The 25,500-nt window shown below is 70.4% G+C and carries 22 protein-coding genes, 1 tRNA gene and 1 pseudogene; 14 read left to right on the plus strand and 10 right to left on the minus strand.

Translation table 11 applies throughout. The features are described 5' to 3' along the window. A complete protein-coding gene (tkt, locus tag ACFE64_RS02955; RefSeq protein WP_375390963.1) occupies positions 1-2,112 on the minus strand; it encodes a transketolase in 2,112 nt (703 codons plus the stop codon). Positions 2,113-2,168: 56 nt separating this feature from the next. Next, the gene (gene rpiA / locus ACFE64_RS02960) at positions 2,169-2,849 is read right to left on the minus strand and encodes a ribose-5-phosphate isomerase RpiA (protein ID WP_375390964.1); all 681 of its coding nucleotides are present in this window, start codon (positions 2,847-2,849) and stop codon (positions 2,169-2,171) included. A 126-nt stretch (positions 2,850-2,975) separates the two neighbouring features. Here rpiA and ACFE64_RS02965 point away from each other — a divergent pair, with 126 nt between their 5' ends. The 7 genes from ACFE64_RS02965 to ACFE64_RS02995 all read left to right on the plus strand — a co-directional run bounded on the left by ACFE64_RS02965 (position 2,976) and on the right by ACFE64_RS02995 (position 12,058). After that, positions 2,976-4,235: an efflux RND transporter periplasmic adaptor subunit gene (locus ACFE64_RS02965; RefSeq protein WP_375390965.1), complete on the plus strand. Its 1,260-nt coding sequence runs from the start codon at positions 2,976-2,978 to the stop codon at positions 4,233-4,235. Positions 4,236-4,244: 9 nt separating this feature from the next. Continuing rightward, positions 4,245-7,550: an efflux RND transporter permease subunit gene (locus tag ACFE64_RS02970; RefSeq protein WP_375390966.1), complete on the plus strand. Its 3,306-nt coding sequence runs from the start codon at positions 4,245-4,247 to the stop codon at positions 7,548-7,550. Then, a complete protein-coding gene (locus ACFE64_RS02975; RefSeq protein ID WP_375390967.1) occupies positions 7,550-9,055 on the plus strand; it encodes an efflux transporter outer membrane subunit in 1,506 nt (501 codons plus the stop codon). Before ACFE64_RS02970 ends, ACFE64_RS02975 begins: the two co-directional genes overlap by 1 nt. 33 nt (positions 9,056-9,088) lie before the next feature. Then, a complete protein-coding gene (locus ACFE64_RS02980) occupies positions 9,089-9,430 on the plus strand; it encodes a hypothetical protein (RefSeq protein WP_375390968.1) in 342 nt (113 codons plus the stop codon). Between the two features lie 138 nt (positions 9,431-9,568). Further along, entirely contained in the window at positions 9,569-10,657 is a 1,089-nt protein-coding gene (locus ACFE64_RS02985; protein WP_375390969.1) for an alpha/beta fold hydrolase, read from the plus strand. Further along, positions 10,654-11,208, plus strand: a complete 555-nt coding sequence (locus tag ACFE64_RS02990; protein WP_375390970.1) for a GNAT family N-acetyltransferase — start codon at positions 10,654-10,656, stop codon at positions 11,206-11,208. Before ACFE64_RS02985 ends, ACFE64_RS02990 begins: the two co-directional genes overlap by 4 nt. Positions 11,209-11,254: 46 nt before the next feature. Next, on the plus strand, positions 11,255-12,058 hold the full coding sequence (locus ACFE64_RS02995) for an esterase/lipase family protein (protein ID WP_375390971.1): 804 nt from the start codon (positions 11,255-11,257) through the stop codon (positions 12,056-12,058). 50 nt (positions 12,059-12,108) lie between these two features. Here the strand turns inward: ACFE64_RS02995 and ACFE64_RS03000 are convergent, their stop codons facing one another. Together ACFE64_RS03000 and ACFE64_RS03005 are read right to left on the minus strand one after the other, a co-directional pair. After that, on the minus strand, positions 12,109-12,594 hold the full coding sequence (locus ACFE64_RS03000; protein ID WP_375390972.1) for a phasin family protein: 486 nt from the start codon (positions 12,592-12,594) through the stop codon (positions 12,109-12,111). 2 nt (positions 12,595-12,596) lie between these two features. Further along, entirely contained in the window at positions 12,597-14,150 is a 1,554-nt protein-coding gene (locus tag ACFE64_RS03005; protein ID WP_375390973.1) for a wax ester/triacylglycerol synthase family O-acyltransferase, read from the minus strand. Positions 14,151-14,183: 33 nt separating this feature from the next. Here ACFE64_RS03005 and ACFE64_RS03010 point away from each other — a divergent pair, with 33 nt between their 5' ends. Beyond that, positions 14,184-14,879, plus strand: coding sequence for a hypothetical protein (locus tag ACFE64_RS03010; protein ID WP_375390974.1), 696 nt, complete (start codon positions 14,184-14,186; stop codon positions 14,877-14,879). 203 nt (positions 14,880-15,082) lie between these two features. Here the strand turns inward: ACFE64_RS03010 and ACFE64_RS03015 are convergent, their stop codons facing one another. Further along, positions 15,083-16,636: a DHA2 family efflux MFS transporter permease subunit gene (locus ACFE64_RS03015; protein ID WP_375390975.1), complete on the minus strand. Its 1,554-nt coding sequence runs from the start codon at positions 16,634-16,636 to the stop codon at positions 15,083-15,085. Positions 16,637-16,650: 14 nt separating this feature from the next. Here ACFE64_RS03015 and ACFE64_RS03020 point away from each other — a divergent pair. Next, positions 16,651-17,004 (plus strand): annotated as a pseudogene (locus ACFE64_RS03020) (GIY-YIG nuclease family protein). A 44-nt stretch (positions 17,005-17,048) separates the two neighbouring features. On the opposite strand, the gene ACFE64_RS03025 reads toward ACFE64_RS03020, so the two are convergent. The 4 genes from ACFE64_RS03025 to ACFE64_RS03040 form a co-directional block, all read right to left on the minus strand. After that, positions 17,049-18,251: an efflux RND transporter periplasmic adaptor subunit gene (locus ACFE64_RS03025; RefSeq protein ID WP_375390976.1), complete on the minus strand. Its 1,203-nt coding sequence runs from the start codon at positions 18,249-18,251 to the stop codon at positions 17,049-17,051. After that, positions 18,248-19,663 (minus strand): efflux transporter outer membrane subunit, encoded by a 1,416-nt coding sequence (locus ACFE64_RS03030; RefSeq protein ID WP_375390977.1) that lies wholly within the window; start codon positions 19,661-19,663, stop codon positions 18,248-18,250. Before ACFE64_RS03030 ends, ACFE64_RS03025 begins: the two co-directional genes overlap by 4 nt. Then, positions 19,660-20,115: a MarR family winged helix-turn-helix transcriptional regulator gene (locus ACFE64_RS03035; protein WP_375390978.1), complete on the minus strand. Its 456-nt coding sequence runs from the start codon at positions 20,113-20,115 to the stop codon at positions 19,660-19,662. The genes ACFE64_RS03030 and ACFE64_RS03035 overlap by 4 nt, the downstream gene beginning before the upstream one ends. Before the next feature lie 64 nt (positions 20,116-20,179). Beyond that, positions 20,180-20,470, minus strand: coding sequence for a hypothetical protein (locus tag ACFE64_RS03040; RefSeq protein WP_375390979.1), 291 nt, complete (start codon positions 20,468-20,470; stop codon positions 20,180-20,182). Positions 20,471-20,547: 77 nt separating this feature from the next. Between ACFE64_RS03040 and ACFE64_RS03045 the strand changes: the two genes are divergently transcribed. From ACFE64_RS03045 to ACFE64_RS03065, 5 genes are all read left to right on the plus strand, one after another. After that, a complete protein-coding gene (locus ACFE64_RS03045) occupies positions 20,548-20,871 on the plus strand; it encodes a PilZ domain-containing protein (RefSeq protein WP_375390980.1) in 324 nt (107 codons plus the stop codon). A 127-nt stretch (positions 20,872-20,998) separates the two neighbouring features. Continuing rightward, positions 20,999-21,898: an RcnB family protein gene (locus ACFE64_RS03050; protein ID WP_375390981.1), complete on the plus strand. Its 900-nt coding sequence runs from the start codon at positions 20,999-21,001 to the stop codon at positions 21,896-21,898. A 75-nt stretch (positions 21,899-21,973) separates the two neighbouring features. Further along, the gene (locus tag ACFE64_RS03055) at positions 21,974-22,666 is read left to right on the plus strand and encodes a prolyl hydroxylase family protein (protein ID WP_375390982.1); all 693 of its coding nucleotides are present in this window, start codon (positions 21,974-21,976) and stop codon (positions 22,664-22,666) included. A gap of 252 nt (positions 22,667-22,918) precedes the next feature. Continuing rightward, a complete protein-coding gene (gene recJ, locus ACFE64_RS03060; protein WP_375390983.1) occupies positions 22,919-24,664 on the plus strand; it encodes a single-stranded-DNA-specific exonuclease RecJ in 1,746 nt (581 codons plus the stop codon). Positions 24,665-24,701: 37 nt separating this feature from the next. Then, positions 24,702-24,776 (plus strand) — tRNA-Glu (locus ACFE64_RS03065). A 59-nt stretch (positions 24,777-24,835) separates the two neighbouring features. Here ACFE64_RS03065 and ACFE64_RS03070 read toward each other — a convergent pair. Beyond that, positions 24,836-25,495 (minus strand): epoxyqueuosine reductase QueH, encoded by a 660-nt coding sequence (locus ACFE64_RS03070; RefSeq protein ID WP_375390984.1) that lies wholly within the window; start codon positions 25,493-25,495, stop codon positions 24,836-24,838. Positions 25,496-25,500 lie beyond the last annotated feature (5 nt).

Below are 25,500 nucleotides of genomic sequence, written 5' to 3' on the forward strand. Positions count from 1 at the left end.
CTATTCCTTGTCGGTGGAGGCGGCTTCGGCGATCAGCGCCTTGGCCTTGGCGATGACGTTGTCGACGGTGAAGCCGAACTTATCCGCGAGCTTGGCGATCGGCGCGGACGCGCCGAAGGTGGACATGGTCACGGTGTCGCCATGGCTGCCGACATATTTCGCCCACCCCATCTCGCCGCCCATCTCGATTGCCAGGCGGGCCCTGGTCGCGGGCGGCAGGACGGCATCGCGATACGCCTCGTCCTCGCGCTCGAACCGGAACCAGCTCGGCAACGACACTACGCGGCTCTTCACGCCGTCGGACGCCAGCCGCTCGTGCGCCTGGACCGCCAGGGACAGTTCGGAGCCGGTCGCGATCAGGATCACCTCGGGCGTGCCGTCGCTGTCTGCCAGCACATAGCCGCCCTTCAGCACACCGTCCGCGGACGCATATTTGGTTCGATCAAGCGTCGGCAGCGCCTGGCGCGAGAAGATCAGGCAGGTGGGATGACTGGTCGCCTCCAATGCAGCCTTCCACGCCTGCGCGGTTTCGTTCGCGTCGCCGGGGCGGATCACATCCATGCCCGGGATCGCGCGCAGGGCCGCGAGCTGCTCGATCGGCTGGTGGGTCGGGCCGTCCTCTCCGACGCCGATCGAATCGTGTGTGAACACGAAGGCGACGGGCACCTCCATGATCGCGGCGAGCCGGATCGGCGGCCGCATATAGTCGGAGAAGACCATGAAGGTGGCGGTGTACGGCCGCACATAGGAGAGCGCCATGCCGTTGGCGATCGACCCCATGGCGTGTTCGCGGATACCCCAGTGGAAGTTGCGGCCGCCATAGCTGCCGGGCTCGAACGAGGGCGCGTCCTTGATATCGGTCTTGGTCGAGGGCGACAGGTCGGCGGCGCCACCGATCAGAGCGGGCAGCTTGGGGGCGAGCGCGTTCAGCACCTTGCCGCCCGCCTCGCGGCTGGCGATGCCCTTGGCGTCGGGCTCGAACGTCGGCAGGTCCGCCTGCCAACCTTCGGGCAGCTTGCCCTGGCGCATGAGCTGCAGCTCGGCCGCGAGATCGGGATATTGCTCGCCGTAGCGCGCAAACATCGCTTCCCACCCCTCGCGCCGCTTGCCGCCAAGCGCCGCCATCTGCGCGCGAAACCAGTCGGTCGCCTCGGTCGGCACGCGGAACTGCGCGTCCTCGGGCCAGCCATAGGCCTTTTTCGCGCCCTTGATCTCCTCCTCACCGGGCGCATCCGAGTGCGCCTTGTGCGTGCCGGCGAGCTTGGGGAAACCGATGCCGATGACAGAGCGGACCAGGATGAAGGTCGGCCGGTCGTCGGTGGCGCGGAACTGCTCGATCGCGGCGGCGAAGGCGTCGGTGTCCTCGGCGTCCTCGATCACCAGCGTCTTCCAGCCATAAGCGCTGAACCGCTTCGCCACGTCCTCGTCGAAGGCGAGATCGGTGCCGCCCTCGATGGTGATGTTGTTGCTGTCGTACACCCAGCACAGGTTCGCCAGCTTGAGGTGACCGGCGACCGACGCCGCCTCGCTGGCCACGCCCTCCATCAGGTCGCCGTCCGAGCAGAACGTGTACACGTCATAGTCGAATACGGGGAAATCGGGCTTGTTGAAGCGCGCGGCCAGCCAGCGCCCGGCGACCGCCATGCCGACCGAGTTGCCGCAGCCCTGCCCCAGCGGTCCGGTGGTGGTCTCGACGCCGGTGGTGTGCCGATATTCGGGGTGGCCGGGTGTCTTGGACGAGAGCTGGCGGAACTGCTTTATGTCGTCCAGGCTGACCGCCTCGGCGCCGGTCTTCTTGCCGTCGCGGTCGATCTCATCGACGCCCGCCAGATGGATCAGGCCGTAAAGCAGCATCGAGGCGTGCCCGACCGACAGCACGAAGCGGTCGCGGTTGGGCCAGTCGGGCGCCTTGGGATCATAGCGCAGGAAGCGGGTCCACAGCGTGGTGCCGATCGGCGCCAGCGCCATCGGCGTGCCGGGGTGGCCGGAATTCGCCTTCTGCACGGCATCCATCGCCAGCGTACGGATCGTGTCGATGGCGAGCCGCGCCGGCGACCCATCCTCGCGCAGATCGTCCTTGGGCCGTTCGGTCGTGGTGGTGGCGTCAGCCATGGGAACCCTCGCTCGCTTGACCTGCCGAACGCGGCAGGCCGGTTCGGGTTGCTCCCCTACCCGCTCGCCGCGTCCCGTTCCACCCTCGCCACGAGGCCGTCGCGGGCGAGGTAGGCGGCGGTCACCTCGGTGAGGAACAATCCATGCCCGACCACGCCGGGAATCGCCTGCAGGGCCGCCGCCAGCCGCGCCGGATCGCCGGAATCCCAGCCGTGCAGGTCCGCGACCAGATTGCCATTGTCGGTGCGGTAGGCACCGCCGTCGCGCTGCTCCACCCACTCGGCCCAGCGCTCAAGGCGGTGAAGCACGGAGGCGCGCGCGAAGGGCAGCACCTCCACCGGCAGCTTGGCCGCGCCGAGCCGCGCGACACGTTTTCCCGCATCGGCGATCACCACCATCCGCCGCGATGCCGCCGCCACCGCCTTTTCGCGCAGCATCGCGCCGCCCGCGCCTTTCACCGCGACCAGATCGGGGGCGATCTCGTCGGCGCCGTCGATGGTGAGGTCCACCATGGCCACATCGGCGAAGTCGAGCACCGCGATGCCGAGCGCCCGCGCCCGGGCGGCGCTGGCGTCCGACGTCGCCACCGCCTCGATCCGCAACCCTGCCGCGACCCGCCGCCCCAGCGCGGCAATCAGGAACGCGGCGGTGGAGCCGGTACCGAGCCCGATCAACATGCCGTCCTGCACCTCGGCCGCCGCCGCCTCGGCCGCCAGCCGCTTGTCCGCGTCCGCCATGACGCCGCGGGTAGCAGCCGCGAATCGTGCTGCAAAGCCGCATAAATTACGGCAGCAGGGATGGCGCATCGCATCGCGCTGGTGCATGGCGCCCCCGGTTTGCACGTTCCAAGACTCTCCTGGCTTATGATCTCCAGCGTTCATTGGCGGCCGGCATCGCTGGCCCTCCTCATCATGGTGGCTGCGTGCAGCCACGGCTCGGGCGCCGAAGGCGGCGGCCAGGGCGGTGGCGGCGGCAAGAGCGGTCGGGGCCAGAACCAGGGACCGCCGGAGGTAGGCTTCGTCGTGGTGCAACCCACGTCCGCGCCGCAGGAAGCCGAACTGTCCGGCCGCACCGCGGCGTACGAAAGCTCCGACGTGCGGCCGCAGGTCGGCGGTGTGATCCAGCGCCGGCTTTTCAAGGAAGGCACGCTGGTCCGCCAGGGCCAGCCGCTCTACCAGATCGACTCGTCGCTTTATCGCGCCGCGACCAACCAGGCCGCGGCGAACCTGCAGGCGGCGCAGGCCAATGCCGAGGCGACGCGCATCCAGGCCGAGCGTTACGCGCCGCTGGAGAAGATCCAGGCGGTATCCAAGCAGGAATACACCAACGCGGTCGCCGCGGCGCGCCAGGGCGGCGCGCAGGTGGCGCAGAACCGGGCGGCGCTGCAGACGGCGCGGATCAACCTTAAGTTCACCACCGTGCCCGCGCCGATCACCGGGCGGATCGGCCGCTCGCTGTTCACCGTCGGCGCGCTGGTCTCGCCCAGTCAGACGGACCCGCTGGCACAGATCCAGCGGCTCGACCCGATCTATGTCGACATCCAGCAATCCGCCGCCGACCTGCTGACCTTGCGCCGCGAGCTGTCGCAGGGCGGCGTCACCGCCGCCAGCGCGGCGGTGCGGCTGGTGCTGGAGGACGGCAGCGACTATCCCGCGACCGGCACGGTCGAGTTCGCCGAGGCGCTGGTGGATACCAGCACGGGGACGGTGACGCTGCGTGCCCGCTTCCCGAACGGCCAGGGCGTGTTGCTGCCGGGGATGTTCGTCCGGGCGAAGTTCACCCAGGCGATCAACCAGAACGCGTTCCTGGTGCCGCAACAGGCGATCTCGCGCGATCCCAAGGGCGGCGCGACGCTGTTCCTGATCGGCCCTGAGGGGAACAAGGCCGTGCAGCGCACCGTCAAGGCCGACCGGACCCAGGGCAAATACTGGGTGGTGACGCAGGGCCTCAAGGCGGGCGACAAGGTCGTCACGCAGGGTCTGGCGCAGCTCAAGCCCAACCAGCAGGTGAAGGCGGTGCCCGCCAATACGCCGGAGCGGCTGCAGCCGCCGCAGCAGGGCAAGGGCAAGGGCCAGGGCGGAGGCGGCCAGGGGGGCGGCGGCCAGGGCGGCGGGCGCGGCTGAGGCCAGACCATGTTGTCCCGCATCTTCATCGACCGGCCCATCTTCGCCTGGGTCATCGCCATCGTCGTGATGCTCGCCGGCATCGGCGGCATCATGGGGCTGCCGATCGCGCAATATCCCGACGTCGCGCCGCCGCAGGTGACGATCCGCGCGACCTATCCGGGCGCCAACGCGCAGACGCTGCAGAACTCGGTCACCCAGGTGATCGAGCAGACGCTGACCGGCATCGACGGCCTGCTCTATTTCCAGTCCTCCTCCTCGTCGCGCGGCCAGGTGACGATCACCGTCACCTTCGACAAGGGCACCGATCCCGACATCGCCCAGGTGCAGGTGCAGAACCAGGTGCAGCAGTCGCTCTCGCGGCTGCCGCAGCAGGTGCAGCAGCAGGGGCTGATCGTCCGCAAGTCCAACCCGGACTTCCTGCTGATCGCCGGCGTCTACGACTCCACCGACCAGCGCACGTCGCAGGACGTGTCCGACTATCTCGTCTCCAACCTCCAGGACCCGCTGGGGCGGATCAAGGGCGTGGGCGACACCAACGTGTTCGGCTCGCAATATGCCATGCGGATCTGGCTCGATCCGGTGAAGCTCGCCGCCTTTCAGCTGATGCCCGGCGACGTGGTGACCGCGATCACCAACCAGAACACCGACGTCTCGGCGGGCGAGATCGGCGCGCAGCCCTCCCCTCCCGACCAGTATCTCGACGCGACCGTCACCGCTCAATCACGCCTGCAGACGCCCGCGCAGTTCGCCGACATCATCCTCAAGACGCAACCCAGCGGGGCGACCGTGCGCATCCGCGACGTCGGCCATGTCGAACTGGGCGCGGAGGATTACTCGACGATGAGCCGGGTCAACCGGCATCCCGGCGCCGGCATCGCCGTGCTGCTGTCGCCGGGCGCCGACGCGCTCAAGACGGCGGTGCTGGTGAAGGGGGAGATCGCCAAGGAGGCCAAGCGCTTCCCCGCCGGCTTCCAGGTCGCCTACGCCAACGACTCGACCGACTTCATCAAGCTGTCGATCCACGAGGTGGTGAAGACGCTGATCGAGGCGATCATCCTCGTCGTCATCGTCATGTTCGTGTTCCTGCAGAGCTGGCGCGCGACGCTGATCCCGACCATCGCCGTCCCGGTGGTGCTGCTCGGCACCTTCGCGGTGTTCTACGTCGCGGGCTTCTCGATCAACACGCTGACGCTGTTCGGGCTCGTGCTGGCGATCGGCCTGCTGGTCGACGACGCGATCGTCGTGGTCGAGAATGTCGAGCGGCTGATGGAGGAAGACCCGGACAAGAGCCCGCGCGACGCGACCATTCAGTCGATGGAGGAGATCTCGGTCGCGCTGATCGCGATCGCGCTGGTGCTGTCCGCGGTGTTCCTGCCGATGGCCTTCTTCGGCGGCTCGACCGGCGTCATCTACCGCCAGTTCTCGCTGACCGTCGTGTCGGCGATGGTACTGTCGGTGCTGGTCGCCCTGATCCTGTCGCCCGCCCTGACCGCGACGCTGCTCAAGCAGAAGAAGCAGGACGAGGACGGCAACCCGATCGAGGACAGCTGGTTCGGGCGGCGGCTGCCACGCGTGGCGCATGGCGTGACGGTCGCGCGCGACAAGTTCAACCGCGGCTTTGACACGGTCAGCGAGCGGTACCGCAACGGCGTGCGCCGGGCGATCGACCGCAAATGGCTGTTCCTGCTGATCTATGCCGGCGTGGTGGTGCTGCTCGCCATCCTGTTCCTGCGCCTGCCGACCGGCTTCCTGCCGACCGAGGACCAGGGCATCGCGCTCGTCCAGTTCCAGCTGCCCGCGGGTGCCACCCTGAACCGCACGACCGAGGTGCAGAACCAGGTCGAGGCCTATCTGGCGCATAGCGAGCACAACAACGTCAAGACGATCTTCTCGGCGGTCGGGCGCGGCTCGGGCGGCGCGCCGGGCGGGCAGAATACCGGCCTCGCCTTCCTGGCGCTGTCCGATTACGATGTGCGGACGGGCAAGCAGAACGGGGCCGACGCGATCACCGGCCGCGCCTCGGGCGCGCTCCACAATATCCGCGACGCGCAGGTCTATGCGCTGATCCCGCCCGCGATCCGCGGCCTCGGCCAGTCGAACGGGTTCACCATGGAGCTGCAGAACACCGGCAACATGCCGCTCCAGCAGTTCGAGGCGGAGCGCGACAAGCTGCTCGCCAAGGCGATGGCCGATCCGTCGCTGGTCGGCGTGCGGCTGAGCGAGCTGCCCGACGTGCCGACGCTGCAGGTCAACATCGACCAGCAGAAGCTCGCCGCGCTCGGGCTGACGCAGGCGGACGTCAACGCCACGCTGTCGACCGCCTGGGGCGGGCGCTACGTCAACGACTTCCTCGATCGCGGTCGCGTCAAGCGGGTCTATGTCCAGGGCGACGCGGCCTACCGCTCCGCGCCGACCGACCTCAACCAATGGTATGTCCGCGGCTCGTCGGGGCAGATCGTGCCCTTCTCGTCGATCGCGACGGTGAGCTGGGGTCAGGCGCCGGTCAGCCTGTCGCGGTTCAACGCGCTGCCTTCCTATGAATTCCAGGGCTCGGCCGCGCCCGGCAAGAGCTCGGGCCAGGCGATGCAGCGGATGATGGAGCTGGCACAGCAGGTGCCGGGCACCAGCGTCGCCTGGTCGGGCCTGTCGTTCCAGGAGCGGCTGTCGTCGGGGCAGGCGCCGGTACTCTACGGCCTGTCGCTGCTGGTGGTCTTCCTGTGCCTGGCCGCGCTCTACGAAAGCTGGTCGATTCCGCTGGCGGTGCTGCTGGTGATCCCGCTCGGCCTCGTCGGCGCGATCATCCTGGTGACTTTGCGCGGCCTCATCAACGACGTGTATCTCCAGATCGGGCTGCTGACGACGATGGGGCTCGCGTCCAAGAACGCGATCCTGATGATCGAATTCGCCGAGCAGGCCGAGCGCAAGGGGGCGCGCGTGATCGACGCGGCGCTGGAGGCCGCCAAGATCCGCCTGCGGCCGATCCTGATGACCTCGTTCGCCTTCATCTTCGGCGTCTTCCCGCTCGCCATCTCGACCGGCGCGGGCGCCAACAGCCGCATCGCGATCGGCACGGCGGTGATCGGCGGGATGCTGACCGCGACGCTGCTGGCGGTATTCTACATCCCGCTGTTCTTCGTGCTGGTGCGGCGCTGGGCGCGCGACGGCGTCGCGAAACTGCGCGGCAAGCCGACCGGCTTTCAGGGCCCGCATGGCAAGGACGAGGGCGATGGCGGCGGTGACGGCGGGCCGCCCCCGGCCCCGCCGCAGCTGCCCGCGCCGCCGGCACGCCCGCTGCTGCCGGAGCCGTCGTGATGCGCCGTGCCGTCCTGCTGCCGCTCGTCCTCGCGGGATGCAGCCTCGCGCCGCATTATGTCCGGCCGGCGCTGCCGACGCCGCCGTCCTGGCCGGTCGGCGACGCTTATCTCCAGCAGACCGAGGCGGCGCTGCCGTCGGTCAGCTACCCTCAGGTGTTCACCGACCCGCGGCTGCAGCAGGTCATCGCCCGCGCACTCGCCAACAATCGCGACCTGAGGATCGCCGCCGCCAACATCGCCGCGGCGCGCGCGCAATACCGGATCCAGCGCGCCGACCTGCTCCCCGAGATCGACGCCGAAGGCCGCTACAGCTATTCGGGCGGCGGCCGGAACGCGAGCACGACGGGCGCCAGCGGGTCGAGCGGCGGCACGGGCGGGACTGGAACGGGAACGGGCACAGGAACCGGGACCGGGACGGGAGCCGGCGGCACGGGCATCACATCTTCGAACGGCGGCAGCACGTTCACCGCGACAATCGGCACCACGGCGTTCGAGGTCGACCTGTTCGGCCGCATCCGCTCGCTCACCACGGCCGCGCTCAACCAATATTTCGCGACCGAGGCAGGCGCGCGCGCTACCCGGCTGACGCTGGTCGGCGACGTCGCCGACGCCTGGCTGCAGCTCGCCGCCGACCGCTCGCTGCTCAAGGTCGCCGCCGACACCGCCAAATCGGCCGAGGTCAGCGTGCGGCTCACCCGTGCGCGGCTGGAGGGCGGCGTCTCGGCACGGACCGATCTGGCCCAGGCGCTGCAGGTGCTCGACACCGCGCAATCGGATCTCGCGCTGCAGACCACGCTCGTCGCGCAGGACGGAAATGCGCTTCAGCTGCTCGTCGGCCAACCGATCGAGGGCGCGCTGCTGCCGCAGTCGATCGACGAGGCCGCGCCCACCGTCACCGCACTCCCGGCCGGGCTCGACAGCAGCGTGCTGCTGCGCCGCCCCGATGTGGTCGAGGCCGAGTATCAGCTGCGCGCCGCCAATGCGGAAATCGGCGCGGCGCGCGCGGCGCTGTTCCCGCGGCTGTCGCTGACCGGGCTTGCCGGCTTTGCCTCCAGCGCGCTCAGCGCGCTCTTCACCGGCGGCGCCTTCTCCTATTCGGTCGCGCCGTCGACCAGCTACTCCATCTTCCGAGCGGGCGCCGCGCGGGCGGGCGTCGCCTACAGCCAGGCGCAGCGCGACGCCGCGCTCGCCACCTACGAGCGCGCGATCCAGAGCGCCTTCCGCGATACCGCCGATGCGCTGGCGCGCCAGGGGACGATGCAGGCGCAGCTCGATGCGCAGCGGCGCTTCACGGCGGCTGCCGCCGATACGGTCAATCTGGTCAACGCGCGCTACGATGCGGGCGTCGACGAGTTCCTGTCGAGCCTGGATGCGCAGCGCCAGCTCTACACCGCGCAGCGCACGTTGGTGAACACGCAACTGACGGCCGCCACGAATCGGGTCGATCTTTACCGGGCGCTGGGCGGCGACGCGACCCTCGACGTCAAGCCGACCGGCCCTTGACAGGGGAGTCGTGCTGCGCCGATGCTGCGCAACATGGCGACCAATCCCGCGGATTTCTTCCGCTCCATGCTCGGTGAATGGGAGAAGCTGGCCAACGGCGTGGGCGGGGACATGCTCAAGTCGGAGGAATGGTCGCGCGCGATGAACGCAGGCACGAACGCGAACGTGCAGGCGCAGGGAGCGGTAAAGGACACCATGGCGCGCGCGCTCGCCGCCGCCAACATGCCGAGCCGGGCGGAGTTCGAGGACCTGTCCGCGCGCATCGGTCGCATCGAGGCGAGTCTGGCGCGGATCGAGGCGGCGGTCATCGCCGATGATGGCGTGGACCGGCCCAGGCCGACCCGCGGGCGCAAACCTCCCGGCGTTGCGGCTTGACCGGCCCTGACCCGTCATGCCGGCCTTATGCCGGAATCCACCTCAGGATGGGCCATGCCGTCGGAACTACGGCGGGCCGTTGGAGCGCGTCCTGCAGCGGATCCCGGCACAAGGCCGGGATGACGGCGGTGTAGCGCGATGGCGACCTTCGCCCCGGACCTTTCGGTTCCTGACCTGATCGATTCCGCCGCGACGGAGTTCGAGCGCGCACTCCAGCGCAACCTCAAGGGCCTCGACTATTTCACCACCGCCGGCCCGCAGCTCGGCGCCAGCCCCAAGGACGTGCTGATCGCGCGCGGGACGATGCGGCTCTACCATTATCGCCCGCGCGTCGACGACGTGTATCGCGTGCCGCTGCTGCTGGTGATGGCGACGACCAACCGCGGCTACATCTTCGACATGGTGCCCGGGCAGAGCCTGGTCGAATATCTCCAGCTCGCCGGGTTCGACGTGTTCATGCTCGATTGGGAAGCGCCCCGGCCCGAGGAGCGGACGCTGACGCTCGCGGACTACGTGCTCGATTTCCTCCCCGCCGCCGTCGATCGGGTAAAGGCCGAGACGGGCGAGCCGGACCTGACGGTGGTCGGCTATTGTTTCGGCGGCGTGCTGGCGCTGCTCTGGGCGGCGCTGGAGGGTCCCGCGGCCGGGCTGAAGAACCTGGTCGCCTTCACGACGCCGGTCGATTTCCACCGGATGGACATGTTCCAGGCCTGGGCCGATCGGCGCTTCTTCGATGTCGACCGGCTGGTGGACACGCTCGGCAACTGCCCCGGCGATTATCTCTACACCGCCTTCGACATGCTGCGCCCGGCGGCACGCACCGCGCTGGCGATCCGCGTCGCCGACCAGCTGCACGACGATGCCTTCATCAAGTCCACCCGCATGTTCGATCGCTGGGCCAGCGACATCCTGCCGCTCGCCGGCGAATATTTCCGCGAGACGACCAAGGCGCTGATGTGGGGCAATCGGCTGCTCGACGGCAGCATGTCGGTGGCGGGCCGGCCGGTGGAGCTGGGGTCGATCACCGTGCCCTTCCTCCACGTCGCCGCCCAGCACGACCATATCGTGCCGACCGCGGCCAGCGCGCCCCTGCTCGGGATGATCGGATCGGGCGACAAGGAGGAGGTGGTGCTGAAGGGCGGTCATGTCAGCCTGGTCGCCGGCGGCAATGCCGTGAAGCGGCTATGGCCCAAGCTGGCGGACTGGCTGGGCGGGAGATCGACATGAGCCACCGCATCCGGCGTTTCCGGCCCGACGACCGCGATCGGGTCGCGGCCTTCGCGCAGGCGCTGCCCGCGCACGACCTGCTGTTCCTGGGCCGCGACCTGTCCCACCCGCGCGTGATCGAGGCGTGGCTCCAGGCGATCCAAGACGGCTGGATCGACGGCCTGATCGCGGTCGATGTCGACGCCGCGGGCGAGCCGGTGGTCGCGACGGCGGCGCTGGTGCGCGACCCGCTCGGCTGGAGCGCGCATGTCGGCGAGGTGCGCCTGCTGGTCAGCGCCGAGCGGCGTGGCGCCGGGCTCGGGCGCGATCTGCTGGAGGGGATCTTCGCGATCGCGCGCGCGCACGGGCTCGCCAAGCTGTCGGCGCGCATGACGGTCGACCAGACGGGTGCGATCGCGCTGTTCGAAAGCCTGGGCTTCCGCGCCGAGGCGCTGCTGAAGGACGAGGTGCGCGGGCGCGACGGGCGGAGCCACGATCTCGCCATCCTCAGCCTCGATCCCGCGCGCGCGGAGCGGCGCAGCCAGGCGTTCGGAATGGCGCAGGAAACATAAGCGCGCCGAACGGGTTGTGTTTGGAAACGTAAGGAGAATCGGGCCGATGGCCTCCGCCGCCCTGAACATCAAGCCGTCCGCCGCGGTCCGCGCGCCGTCCGCTCTCCTCGCCTTCACCGAACTGCCGCGAGCGATCGCCGAGTGGGGCCAGCTGGCGCTGTCCGTCCCGGCGCTGATGGCCAGCGCGCCGCGCGGCGACGGGCATCCGGTGCTGGTGCTGCCGGGCTTCATGACGACGGACACATCGACGCGGGTGCTGCGCCGCTTCCTCAAGGCGCTCGGATATGACGCGCACAGCTGGAACCTTGGCCGCAATCTAGGTCCGCGCGCGATCGGGCAGCAGGGCGAACATCTCGTCGCCCGGCTGCGCGAGATCCATGAGGCGACGGGACAGAAGGTGTCGCTGGTCGGCTGGAGCCTGGGCGGCGTCATGGCGCGGCTGCTTGCGCGTCGCGCGCCCGATGCGGTGCGACAGGTCGTCACGCTCGGTTCGCCCTTTGCCGGCTCGCCCAAGGCGTCCAACGTCTGGCGGCTCTACGAGCTGATGTGCGGCAGCAGCATCGACGACCACCAGCATCGCCGTCACCTGGCCGAAGTCGCCGCGCCGCCGGCGGTGCCCACCTCGGCGATCTACTCGAAGGGCGATGGCGTCGTCGCGTGGCAGAACTGCCGCGAAAAGGAGACCGAGCTGGCCGAGAACATCGAGGTGCATGGCAGCCATTGCGGGCTCGGGGTCAATCCGGCGGTGCTCTATGCCGTCGCGGACCGGCTGGCGCGCAAGGAAGGCGACCGGCGGCGGTTCGACGGCAAGCGCTTCGGCGCGTGGATGTACCCGGCGGGCGATGCCTAGGTATCGGCTACCGCAATCCTCTCCCGCAAACGCGAGAGAGGATTTGCCGTTCAGCCCCGATCCGAGCCGCCGCCCCGCATCGCACCCACCGCGTCGCGGCCGAACTGGGCGATAAGCTCGCCGATCTCGCGGGCCTGCCCCATCGCGCGGCTGGATTGCTCGCGGAGATATTCCCCCTGGATCTGCATGACGGAGGAGAGGTCCGTCGCCTGCGCCGCCTTGCGCATCGCGATGAACGCCTCGTGCGCGTTCTGCTCGGCCTGATCGATCATCTTGAGGCCGATCTGCTGGTTATTCTGCGCGACCTTCTGGCCGCCTTCGCGCAGCGCCTCGCCGGCGCGGCGCGCGGGTTCCACCACGCGGTCATTGAAGGCGGTGCGCGCCTGCTCGCCGGCATCGCGCATCCGGTCGGTCGCGGTCTTGGCGAAGTTGGCGGCCTGATCGGTCGCCGACGTCGCCTGGTCCGCCGCGGCGTCCGCGTTCTGCTTCGCCTCCTCGGCGGCGGTGGTCGCGCCGTTCGTAGTGTCGTCTGCCATGATCAAGCTCCTTTCCTGCGGGCCTGCTTGCGCGCGGGCCGATTGTCGTTGTCCTCAACCGGCGGCGCGCCATCTTGTTTCGGGGGCGCGGCTTGCGCCGCGGCGGCGTTCAGCGCCTCGAACGACTGACGCAGCGTCGCGGCCATCGCGTCGGGATCGGGCAGCATGTCGCGGTCGGCGGTGAATGACACCGCGATCGTCGGCCCGTAGCTGTAGATCGGGAAGATGATCCCCATCGAGTCGAACAACGGCGCGGTGCCGTACATGCCGACCATCCGCGCGCCGGCGAAATAGAGCGGCACGCGGCTGCCCGGCACGTTGGTGACCACGCAATTGTATAGGGGCGCGTGCGCATTGGCGGCACCGACGCGGGTGTAGAGCCGCGCCGCCAGCCCCGCCAGCGCGCTCGGCATCAGCTGCGAATAGTCGGCCAGCGCCCGCGCCCCCACCGCGTTGGTCATCGCCTTGGAATTGACCGCCTCGTCGTGGACGAAGCGCAGCCGCTCCAGCGGGTCCTCCACCTGCGTGCCGAGCCCGACCACCATCGCCGACACCAGGTTGCCCATCGCCGCCTTCTCGCCCTCGCCGCGCACGGAGATGGGCGCCATCGCGGTCATGGTGTCCTTGGGCAGTTCGCTCTTGCCCTTCAGATACTCCCGCAGCGCGCCGCCGACGATCGACAGGATGACGTCGTTGACGGTCGCGTCCGGCACCGCCGCCTTGATCGCGCGGACGTCGGCGAGCTTGAAGGGCACCGCGTCCCAGACCCGGTGCGCGGAGACCTTGGCGTTGAAGCGCGTCCTGGGCGCGGGCCGGGCGTTGCGGACCGACACGTCGCCTTTCCCGACCTGCGCCGCCAGCCGGCCGATGCCGGGCAGCGAGCGGCCGATCGTCTCCATGACCCGCATCGGCTGGACGAGGCTGTTGAAGTAAGAGCGGCTGAGCAGCTCGGCGACCCGCGGCATGCTCTCCGGCTGCCAGGCGTCGGCCCTGGCGGGCGGCGTCATGTCGGCGTCGAGCTCATGGACGGCAGCCGACATCTCGACGCCCGACATGCCGTCGATCGCCGCGTGATGGACCTTGGAGACGAGCGCGAAGCAGCCGGGTGGCAGCCCCTCGATATCGTCCAGCCCCTCGATGATCGTGAACTCCCAGAGCGGCCTGGTGAGGTCCATCGGCCGGGCGTGGAGCCGCGCCACCTGGATGCACAGCTGCCGCCAGTCGCCGGGCCTGGGCAGCGCGATGTGGCGGACGTGGAACTCGATGTCGAACTCGGGGTCCTCGATCCAATAGGGATGATCGAGATCGAACGGCACGCGCACCAGCCGCTGGCGGAACGAGCGCGCGCCGCCCAAGCGTTCCTCGATGAAGCGCAGGATGTCCTTGAAGCGGACGAAGCCGCCGGGCGCGGTGGCAGGATCGTAGATGCCGACCGAGCCGATGTGCATCGGCGTGTGCGGCGTCTCCAGATAGACGAACGACGCGTCCTGCGCGCTCAGCTGCTGCATATCGCTCTCCTGCCCGCCCGACGCCGTCGCGTGCGGCGGAGGGTCCATGCTGGACCGGTTAACGCAGGAGGGCAATCCGCGTTGCCGGCCGAGCGGGCGGCGAAGCCGCGCTCGCCGGAGCCGCACGTTGACAATCGTGAAGCCGCGATGGAGCTTTCCGGGGGTCGAACGGGGGGTTGGGCGATGCAGGTGGGAGGCGTCGAGCGACGGGGTGCGATCATCGGGGCCGCACTGCTGCTGGTGATCCTGGTCGCCGCGGTGCTGATGCTGTCGAGGCCGCAATCCGGACCTGACCACGGCGCCGTCTTCCAGGATCTGCCGGCCCTGGCCAAACTGCCCCGCCCCGCCGTTCCCGTCCCGATCCCAGGCGCGCGGCCGGCCGAGCGCACCGGCATCGTGGCGCCCCTCGCAACGGCCAGCGCCGGTGCGACCGCGGGCGGCGACCTCACGCTCGCCGCCGAAGTGCGATCGGACCGTCATGCGATCCTCGATATCGACGGCACGCTGCGCGAAGCCGATGTCGGCGCCGACAAGCTCAGGGCGCAGGTCGCGCGGCAGGACGACACGATCGCTGCCCAACGCCAGGCACTGGAGAACGGAGCGACGCCGGCGGCCGATCGCAGCGATGCCGAGGCGGTGTTGGCGGCGGCCGTGCAAATGAACGAGGCCGCCCGCGCCAGCCTGTCTCGTTACGAGTCCACCCGATCGGCGCTGCTGGACCGAAAGACGTCGCTCCAGCGACGCGACGCCGAGATCACATCCCGGCTGAAGCGATAGCGGAAGCGGCGATTCCGGCACGGCACCGGCCCGAGCGCGCCGAGCTCGGCCGCGATCCTACTTGCCGAACCCGACCACGTCCTGGAGGAAGCGCTTCAGCTCGATCAGCCCCTCCGGCCCGCCGCGCCCGGGCATGCTCGCCGCCGGTCTGCTGCATGCGCGGGTGCTCCTCGTGTCCGAGCATGCGATGAGCACCCCGGGCGCTAGTCCGCCGCCACCGGCCCGCTCGGCGCCGAGGGGCGGCGGGTGAACCACACCATTATCGTGATCGATCCGCAGATCAGCGCCGACAGGCGGAACAGGTCGTCCGACGCGAGCAGATAGGCCTGGCCGGTCAGCTGCCGGGTAATCACGCCGGTCGCCTGCGCCGCGCTCATGCCCATCGCCTGCAGCTGGTCCATCGCCTGGCGCAGCGGGTAGCCGTTCCCCACCGTCTCCGCGATGCGGCTCTGGTGCAGCGTCGCGCGCCGATCCCACATCGTCGTCACGATCGAGGCTGCGAACGAGCCCGCGATGATGCGGCTGAAGTTCGACAATCCGGTCGCCGACGGCAGCCGTTCGGGCGGGATGCCGTTGAGGACGATGGTCGACATCGACAGGAAGAACGTGCTCATCGCCGCGCCCTGCACCAGCGACGGCAGGATCAGCGTCCACAGATCGACGCCGGTCGTGAACTGCGAGCGCATGAAATAGGACGCGAAGAACGCGACATAGGCGAAGCTCGCCAGCAGCCGCGTGTCGTACTTGCCCGACAGCCGGGCGACGAACGGGGTCAGGATCACCGCGACGAACCCGCCCGGGGCGGCCACCAGCCCCGCCCAGCTGGCAGTGTAGCCCATCTGCGTCTGCAGCCACAGCGGCAGCAGCAGGATGTTGGCGAAGAACACCGCGTAGGAGAGCGCGAAGGCGATGCCGCCGATGGTGAAATTGCGCCGCGTGTAGAGTGTCAGGTCGACGATCGGGTTCGCCTCGGTCAGCTCCCAGATCACCCAGGCGGCGAACGCGACCAGCGCGATCGCCGTCAGCACGACGATGCGGGTCGAGTTGAACCAGTCGTCATCCTTGCCGAGATCGAGCATGACCTGGAGCGAGCCCACCCAGACCACCAGCAACGCCAGCCCGACCGTGTCGATCGGCAGCTTGCGGGTCGGCGTCTCGCGGGTCTTGAGATTGGTCCAGCACACGAACGCGCAGGCGAGGCCGACCGGCACGTTGATGAGGAAGATCCAGCTCCAGTGATAATTGTCGGAGATGTAGCCGCCCATGATCGGCCCGAGGATCGGCCCGACCAGCGTCGTCATCGACCAGATGCCGAGCGCAGTGGCGCGCTTCTGCGGCGGGAACACCGAAATCAGCAGCGCCTGGCTACCCGGCATCATCGGCCCGGACACCGCGCCTTGCATGACGCGGAAAACGATCAGCGACGGCAGGCTCCAGGCGATGCCGCACAGGAACGAGGCGACCGTGAACAGGAACACCGCGGTGCAGAACACGCGCACCACGCCGAAGCGGCCCATCAGGAAGCCGGTGAGCGGGACCGCGATCCCCTGCGCGACCGCAAAGGCGGTGATGACCCAGGTCGACTGATCCGAGGCGACGCCCAGATTGCCCGCGATGGTGGGGAGCGAGACGTTGGCGATGGTCGAATCGAGCACCTGCATGAAGGTGGCGATCGCCAGGAAGAAGGCGATCAGCGCGAGACGGCCGCCAGCAAATGGGGGGAGTGCGGGTGCGGGGGGAAATTTGGCCGTAGCCATCACGTCACTTCGTCATGCCGGGCTTGTCCCGGCATCCACGTCAGGCCACGCTGACCGGTGTGAGAGAGCGCCAGCCATGCGTTTACATCCTGGCCAGCCGGTTCAACGGGACTCTCTATGTCGGCGTGACATCCAACCTGATCGGGCGTCTGATTCAGCATCGCGCCGGAACGTTCAAAGGGTTCACCGCGCGCTATGGCGTTCACTGGCTCGTCAGGTTCGAGATGGCTGACACTATGGAGGCTGCCATCGCTTCCGAGAAGCGGATCAAGAAGTGGCCGCGTGAATAGAAGCTCAACCTGATCGAGCGTAGCAACCCGGCCTGGGATGATCTGGCCGTCGGGCTTGGACTCCCCCCCTTGGGCTAATCCGAACGTGGATGCCGGCACGAGGCCGGCATGACGGGAGCGCGTCACCGGTTGCTCGCGATGATCTGCGCGATGCGGGCCTCGACCGCGGGGTCGCGGATGTCGGTCGATTGCCCGCGATAGGCCTGTGCCGCCGGCGCGCCGAGGCGCTGGCCGGAGGTGTCCGCGGTGTCCACGGTCGCCTTGACCGACAGCCCGACGCGCAGCGGATTGGCCCTGAGCTCGCGCGGGTCGAGCGCGATGCGGACTGGCACGCGCTGCACCACCTTGATCCAATTGCCGCTGGCGTTCTGCGGCGGCAGCAGTGCAAAGGCAGCGCCCGAGCCCGCGCCGATGCCGATGACGCGGCCGTGGAACACGGTGCCGCCGCCATAGACGTCCGCCGTCACCCGGGCGGGCTGGCCGAGCCGCACGTCGCGCAGCTGCGTCTCGCGCAGGTTCGCGTCGATCCACACCCGCTGCAGCGGCACCACCGCCATCAGCGGCGTGCCCGCCGCGACCTGCTGACCGAGCTGCACCTGGCGCTGCGCCACCACCCCGTCGATCGGCGCGGTCAGCTGCATGTGGCCGCGCATGATCGCGGCGCGGCGCACCGCGGCGATGGCGGCGAGCACCTGCGGGTTGGTGCCCGCGTCGGTGCCCTGGACCGCCGCCTGGCTCTGCGCCTGCGACGCCTGCGCAACGGTAAGCTGCGCGCGCGCGACCTTGACCGCGTCGGCGGCGTGGGACAGCTCCTCGCCCGAGATCGCGCCCTCGGCCGCCGCGCCGCGCCGGCGCCGGTAATCGTCACTCGCCCGCGCCAGCTCGGCGCGCGCCAGCACCACCTGCGCGGACGCGCCGCCGACCTGGGTGATGGCGCCCCGCGTCGCGCGCACCGCCCGCGCCAGCTCCGCCTCGGCCTGCGCCAGGCCGACATCGGCGGTCGCCGCGTCGAGGTCGATCAGCGGCTGGCCCGCCTTAACCGCCTGGGTATTGTCGGCATGGATCGCCAGCACCGTGCCGGGATCGCGCGCGGTGATCGCCACCACGTCGCCCGCGACATAGGCGTCGTCGGTCTCCTGCTCGGGCTTGGCGAGGACGACGGCGAACAGGAACCAGCCGAGCGCCGCCACGGCGGCGACGAGCGCGAGCGTGATCAGCCCGCGCCGGCGCGCGCGCGGGTTGCCCCGCCCCGGCGGCGCAACGGTTTGCTGCGGGTCGGACGGTACCTGCGCCTCGGGGGCCGCGGGGACGCGGGCGTCGGTCATTGCGGTGATCCTTGTGCCGGCTGCGCCGCGATGGGGGCGAAGCCACCGCCCAGCGCCAGCACCAACTGCACGCGCGCGCGCGCGGCGTCAGTGGCGAGATTGGCCTGATCGAGCTCGGCGTCGAGCAGCCGCACGTCGGTGTCGACCAGGTCGAGTTTCGAGTCGAGCCCGCTGGCGACCCGGACATTGTTGAGGTGCGCCGTCTGGCGGAGCCCTCGGACGACGCTCGCCTGCTGCTCGCTCGCGCGGCGCAGGTTGGCCGTCTGCGACAGCGCATCGGCCGCCTCGCGCGCCGCGCCGACGACGCGTGCATTGTAATCGGCGACCGCGACGTCGACCGCCGCCACCGCCCCGGCCAGCCCCGCGCGCAGCCGCCCCGTGTCGAACACCGGCAGGCTCAGCGCCGGGCCGGCGCCGATGGTCGCGGCATCTAGCGAGAACAGGTTGCCGAGCCCGATCGCCTGCAGCCCGACCAGCCCGCCGAGGTTGATGTTGGGGTAGTAGGCCCGCCGGGCCGCCAGCCGCCCGGCTTGCGCCGCTTCGATCCGCGCCTGGGCGGCGGCGATGTCGGCGCGGCGGCCCAGCAGATCGGCGGGCAGCGTCGCCGGGATCGGCAGCGCCGCGTCGAGCTTCAGCGCCGTCGGGCCGATGCCTGCCGCATAACCCGGTCCGTGCCCCGCCAGCGCCGCCAGTGCGTCCGTCGCGAGCACCCGGGCCCCCTCCGCCCCGGTCAGCGCCTCGCGCGCCTGGGCGAGCAGCGTCTCGGCCGCGGCCTGCTGGACCTTGCTCGCCAGCTGGTTCCGGATTTGCGCGCGGACGAGGCGGAGATTGTCCTCGCGTGCGCCGATCGTGCGCCGCGCGATACCGGCCTGGATCTCGGCGCGCGCGAGATCGAGATAGGTCTGCGCCACTGCGCCGGCGAGCGCCAGCCGCGCCGCCTCGCCGTCCAGCGCGGCCGCGCGAACCGACGCGCGCGCGCCCTCGATCGTCGCGCGCTGACGGCCGAACAGGTCGAGGTCATAGGCCAGGTTGACGCCCGCGGTGCCGACGAACCGGACCGTGCCGGCATAAGGCGGCGGGATCTCGTACACGCCCGACAGCCGCGCGACCTGCGGCTGGACGGAGAGCGAGGCGTCCGGCCCGCGCTCGGCGCGGCGGGCGGAGAGCGTCGCGCCGGCCTGCTCGACCCGGGCGAGCGCCGCCTGCAGGTTCGGGCTGCCCGCGGTCGCGTCCGCCACCAGCCGGTCGAGCTGCGGATCGCCGAAGCTCCGCCACCATTCGGGGTCGATCGCCGGCGCGGGTGCGCCCGTCAGCCCAAGCGCGGCGGGCGTGGTCGGCGTCAGCGCCTGCTCGGTGCGTGGCGCGGCGCAGGCCGCGACGGTCAGGCCGAGCAGCAGGGCGATCCGCCTCACCGGGCCTTCTCCTCCAGCGTCAGCCGCAGCCGCTGCAGCACCGCCAGGGCTTGAGCGAGGTCGTCGGCCGACCAATCCTCGATCCAGCCGTTCCACGCCGCCGCGACCTTGCTGCGCACCTCCTGCGCCTTCGCGTGGCCGGCAGGGGTGAGCGTGAGCGTGACCAGCCGGCGGTCGTCCTCGCTCCGCTCGCGCTCCACCCAGCCCTTCGCCGCGAGCGTGTCGAGGAGGCGGGTCGTCGCGCCCTTGTCATAGGCCAGATCGCGCGCGAGCGCGGCGCAGGTCTGACCGCGCCCGAACACGATCGAGACCAGCGCGTGCCACTGGATGTACGTCATCCCCTCGGCCGCGAACACCGGCTCCAGCCCGGTCTGGGCGAGCTGGTGCACGCGCCGCGCCAGATAGCCGATCGACGTCTCCGGTGCGAAGTCGGTCGCGGAGTAGAAGCCCATGATTGTTGCCAAGGCAATAATTGCCGCGGCAAGTCAAGGCTGGTTCGGAAACGCCGCGTCGGCGCTATTGCGAGCCGTGCCCCGGCTCGGCAGGGGGCGCGGCGGCGGCCTGGACGCGCGCCTCGCCCGCCGCCCCGGCGTCGCCGCCGCCGTGCGGCACGGGTGCGTCGATCGGACTGTTGGGCGTCGCTGCGCCGGCCGGTCCAAGGTTCGTCGCCGCGGATGCGCCGCCCAGGCCGCCGCCGCCGGTGGGCTGGTCCAGCGTATCGTCGTGCAGCACCGCCGCCGCGGTCGCGTCGTCACGAAGCTCGGGCGCATCGGCGTCCGGCGCGCTGCTGGGCTGATCGGTCGGCATGGTGAAGCTCCTTCGCGGCGCTCAACGCGCCAGGTGGTTAACGGTTCGGCAGGACGGGCGCCCTACGCTGGAGCGCCATGGTCACCGCCGTCCGCAAGCCCGCCGCGCCGGCGCTCGTCGAGCAGCGCCGGGCCGAGCGCCATGAGGTCAACGTCACGCGAGCGACCGCGCGCGGCCATGGCGAACCGCCTGCCGCCGCGGCGCTGGTCGACCTCTCCATCTATGGCTGCCGCCTGCTGGTCGCGGAGGCGTCCGAGCCTGGGGCGCGGCTGTGGCTGCGGCTCGACGGCGGCTGGCCGATCGCGGCCACGGTGGTGTGGGCGGACGCTGGCCGGATCGGCTGCCGCTTCGATGCGCCGATCGCCAACGCCACCATGCGTCGGTTCACCCGCGGCGGCTGAGGCCTGCGCCGGATCGTCAAGCTTTCTGATCGCTGACGGGGCGGTTCAGCCTTTCCTCAACCCGACTCGGGCAATCCTGCGATCAGCATAGGGGCCGGCTGATGCGCCGGCGGCAGGAGGACAGATCATGAGGATGTGGATAGTGGGCTTGCTCGCGGGCGTGGCGCTGGCACCGGCAGCATGGGCGCAGGACGCGCCGCCGCCAGAGCGCCCGCGCGCCGAACGGCCGCATGGCGAACGCGGTGCCGGGCCGCGGCCGGAAGGTCAGCCCCGTGCCGCCCAGCCCGCACCCGCCGCAGCCCAGCGGCCCGCGGGCCAGCCGGGACCGCAGGCGTTCCAGCGCCGGCCGGACCAGCCGCGCCCGGCCGTCGCCGGTCAGGCGGACGGCAGGTTCAACGGTCAGGGTCGCGGCGATTGGCGCGGACGCGGGGCGGGTCAGCCGCCGCAGCCACCCGTCGCGGCGGCGCGGGACGAGGCTGCGTTCGGTAACCGGGACGGCCGCGGCTTCGATCGGGCGACGCAGGGCGGTGCGCCGGGCGATGCACGCGCGCAGGCATATGGCGGCCGGCCCGACCCGGCGCGCGGCTATGACGATCGCCGCCGCTTCGACGACACCCGGCGCTTCGACGATGCGCGCGGCCTCGGCGGTGGCCGCCCGGTCGACAACCGTCAGGGCTATGCCGGTCGGCCCGGCTATAACGTCCGCGCGGGCGGCGACTGGAATCGGGACTGGCACCGCGACAACCGATACGACTGGAACCGCTACCGCGCGAGCAACCGCGCCGCCTTCCGACTGCCGAGCTACTACGCGCCGCGCGGCTGGGGCTATGGCTACCGCCGCTTCTCGATCGGGGTGACGCTGTTCGAACCGCTCTGGGCGGAGGATTACTGGATCGACGATCCCTATGATTACCGTCTGCCCCAGGCTTACGGGCCGTACCACTGGGTCCGCTATTACAACGACGCGTTGCTGGTGGACGTCCGCACCGGCTTCGTGGTGGACGCCGTCTACGACATCTTCTGGTAGGACGCGGACGGCCCCGGCGTGCGCGAGCAGGCCGGGGCCGCTTGTTTTCCGCCGCGCCGGGGCGATAACGGCATCATGGTCCTGTTCTCCCGCTCCTCGTCCGGCAGCGCCGCCTCCAAGGTCCGCGCGCTGGCCGGCATCCAGACCGCGGCGCGGCTCGACGCCGATCCGGCGGTCAAGCGCGCCAGGATCGATGCCGCGCAGGTCTATTATGCGCCCGACTTCCTGACGCCGGCGCAGTGCGACACGCTGATCGGGGTGATCGACGCCAATCGTCGGCCGTCGACGCTGCTCTCCGACAATCCCGACGCCAGCTTCCGCACGTCGGACAGCTGCGACATGGATCGCTGGTCCCCGGTCGTGCGCCCGATCGACGAGGCGATCGCGGGGCTGCTCGGCATCCATCCCGATCAGGGCGAGACGATGCAGGGCCAGCGTTATGCGCCCGGCCAGCAGTTCCGCGCCCATCACGACTATTTCCACGACAGCGAAAGCTATTGGAAGGACGTCAGCGCTCAGGGCGGCCAGCGCACCTGGACGGCGATGATCTATCTCAACGACGTCGCCGAGGGCGGCGCGACCTGGTTTCCGCAGGCGGGGCTGAAGGTCTCGCCCCGGCGCGGCCTGCTGCTCGCGTGGAACAACATGAAGGCGGACGGCAGCCCCAACGAGGCGACGCTGCACGAGGGGATGGCCGTGACGGAGGGCGTCAAATACATCGTCACCAAGTGGTTCCGCGAAGGCAATTGGATGGCCCAGGCGCGCTGAGCCGCTGTCCTAAGCGGGCGCGCTGTGCCACGGCGGGGAAGTGATTTCGTCATACCTCGTCATGCCGGCCTTGTGCTGGCATCCACGCCAGCATCGGCGGTGTAGCGCAACTGCGGGAGACCGTGCCCGGTCTGCCGGTGGACCTAGGCATAAGGCCGGGGTGGCGGCGGGCGAGAACTCGTTCCTCCGCCTCCGTCACATGTCCGCCGCGACAACCCGCAATCCGCCTCAACCTAGCCTCGACTTCCGCCCGTGACGCACGTCCTCAACATCGCCAGCTCGATCCTCGGCCAGCCCTGGCGCTGGCGCGCGTTCGCGGCGGAGGGGCTCGGCGCGGACGACCTCGTCACCCAGCTGCTGCTATCCCGCGGCGTCGCGCGCGAGGCGCTGGAGCAGCATCGCGCGCCGTCGATCCGCGGCTTCATGCCCGATCCCTCCGATTTCCGCGACATGGACCGCGCGGCCGCCCGGCTCGCCGACGCGGTGGAGTCACGCGAGACGGTGGCGATCTTCGGCGATTACGACGTGGACGGCGCCACGTCGGCCGCGCTGCTCATGCTCGTGCTGCGCGAGCTCGGGATCGAGGCGCGGCCGTATATCCCCGATCGGGTGAGCGAAGGCTATGGCCCTTCCGGCCCGGCGATGGTGCGCCTCGCCGAGGAGGGCGCGTCGCTGATCGTGACGGTCGATTGCGGCGCGCAGGCCTTCGAAGCGCTGGATGCCGCGCGCGACGCCGGCGTCGATGTGTTGGTGGTGGACCACCACAAATGCGCCAGCGCCCTCCCCCACGCGCATGCGCTGGTGAACCCCAACCGGCTGGACGAGGAGGGCGGCCGCGCGCATGGGCACCTGGCGGCGGTCGGTGTCTGCTTCCTGCTCGCCGCCGCGCTGATCCGGACCTTGCGGGCGCGCGGCTATTTCGCCGACCGGCCCGAGCCGCGGCTGCTCGACCATCTCGACCTGGTGGCGCTCGGCACTGTCGCCGACGTGGCGCAACTGCGCGGGCTCAATCGGGCGTTCGTCGCGCAGGGGCTGAAGGTGATGGCGCAGCGCCGCAACCCGGGCCTCTCGGCGCTGATCGAGGCGGCGCGGCTGACCAAGCCGCCCAGCGCCAGCGACATCGGCTTCGCGCTCGGACCGCGCATCAATGCCGGCGGCCGGGTCGGCCGTTCGGACCTCGGCGTCCGCCTGCTCACCACCCGCGACCCTGACGAGGCGCGCGCGATCGCGGCGGAGCTGGACCGCCTAAACGGCGATCGCCGCGTGATCGAGGCGGGCGTGCAGGACGAGGCGCATGCGCTCGCGGCCGACGGTCGGCGCGTGGCGGTGGTAGCCGGGCGCGGCTGGCACCCCGGCGTGATCGGCATCGTTGCCGGACGGCTGAAGGAGAAGCTCGGTCGCCCTGCGATCGTCATCGCGGTGGACGAAGCCGGCGTTGGCAAGGGCTCGGGGCGTTCGATCGCCGGCGTCGACCTGGGTGCGGCGATCCTCGCGGCGAAGGAGGCGGGCATCCTGTCCGCGGGCGGCGGCCACGCCATGGCGGCGGGGCTGACGATCGCGGCCGATCGCGTCGGCGAGCTGGCAGACTTCCTGGAACAGCGGCTGGCGGACGCGATCGACCGGGCGAGCGCCGGCCGCGCGCTGCTGCTCGATGCGGTGCTGGCCACCGGCGGCGTCACGCCGGAGATCGTCGCGGCGATGGAGGCGGGCGGCCCCTACGGCACCGGCTGGCCTGCCCCGCGCGTGGCGGCGGGGCCGGTGCGCGTGATCCGCGCCGAGGTGGTCGGCAACGGCCATGTCCGGGCGATCGTTGCCGGCGACGACGGCCGCAGCCTCAAGGCGATGGCCTTCCGTCATGCCGAGACCGCGCTCGGCCAGGCCCTGCTCGGCGCCGCGCCGCACCGCCGGCTGTGGCTCGCCGGCCGTGCGAGGCTGGACGACTGGGGCGCGAAGCCCGCCGCCGAGCTGCATGTCGAGGATGCCGCCTGGGCGGATTGACTTGGGGCCGCGCCCTCCCCTAGGTCGCGGCACGGATGGCCCCTTCGTCTAGTGGTTAGGACGCGGCCCTTTCACGGCTGAAACACGGGTTCGAGCCCCGTAGGGGTCGCCAGCGCGACGGCAGACATGCGGGCATGTTGCCGCACGCTGGTGACGGGAGCGCCAGCGACCTCACTCGGAGTCCGCCGCCGCCACCCCATAGAACAGCACACCCCGCTCAATCTCCGTTCGCCCCTGGGCGACGCGATGCGCGTTGGTGTCCCGCAGCGAATAGACGCAGCCGCAATATTCCTGCTGATAGAATTGCTCGCGCTTGGAGATCTCGATCATCCGCGCGCCGCCGCCGCCCTTGCGCCAGTTAAACGTCCAGTAGGCGAGGTCCGGATACCGCTCGGCCGCCCGCTCGCCGCAATCGTTGATCTGCGCCATGTTCTTCCAGCGCGAGATGCCGAGCGACGAGGTAATGATCGGAAAGCCGTGTTCGTGGGCATAGAGCGCGGTGCGCTCGAACCGCATGTCGAAGCACATGGTGCAGCGGGCGCCGCGCTCGGGCTCCCACTCCATGCCGCGGGCGCGCTTGAACCAGTTCACCGTATCGTAATCGGCATCGACGAACGGCACGTCGTGCGCTTCGGCGAAGCGGATGTTCTCCTCCTTGCGGAGGACATATTCCTCCTTGGGATGGATGTTCGGGTTGTAGAAGAAGATCGTGTAGTCGATCCCCGACGCCGTCATCGCCTCCATGACCTCGCCCGAGCACGGCGCGCAGCAGGAGTGCAGGAGCACCTTCTTGTGGCCGTCGGGCGGCGTGAGGACGGGGCGGTCGGTCATGTCGG

The organism is uncultured Sphingomonas sp., from assembly GCF_964250165.1.
Classification (GTDB): domain Bacteria; phylum Pseudomonadota; class Alphaproteobacteria; order Sphingomonadales; family Sphingomonadaceae; genus Sphingomonas.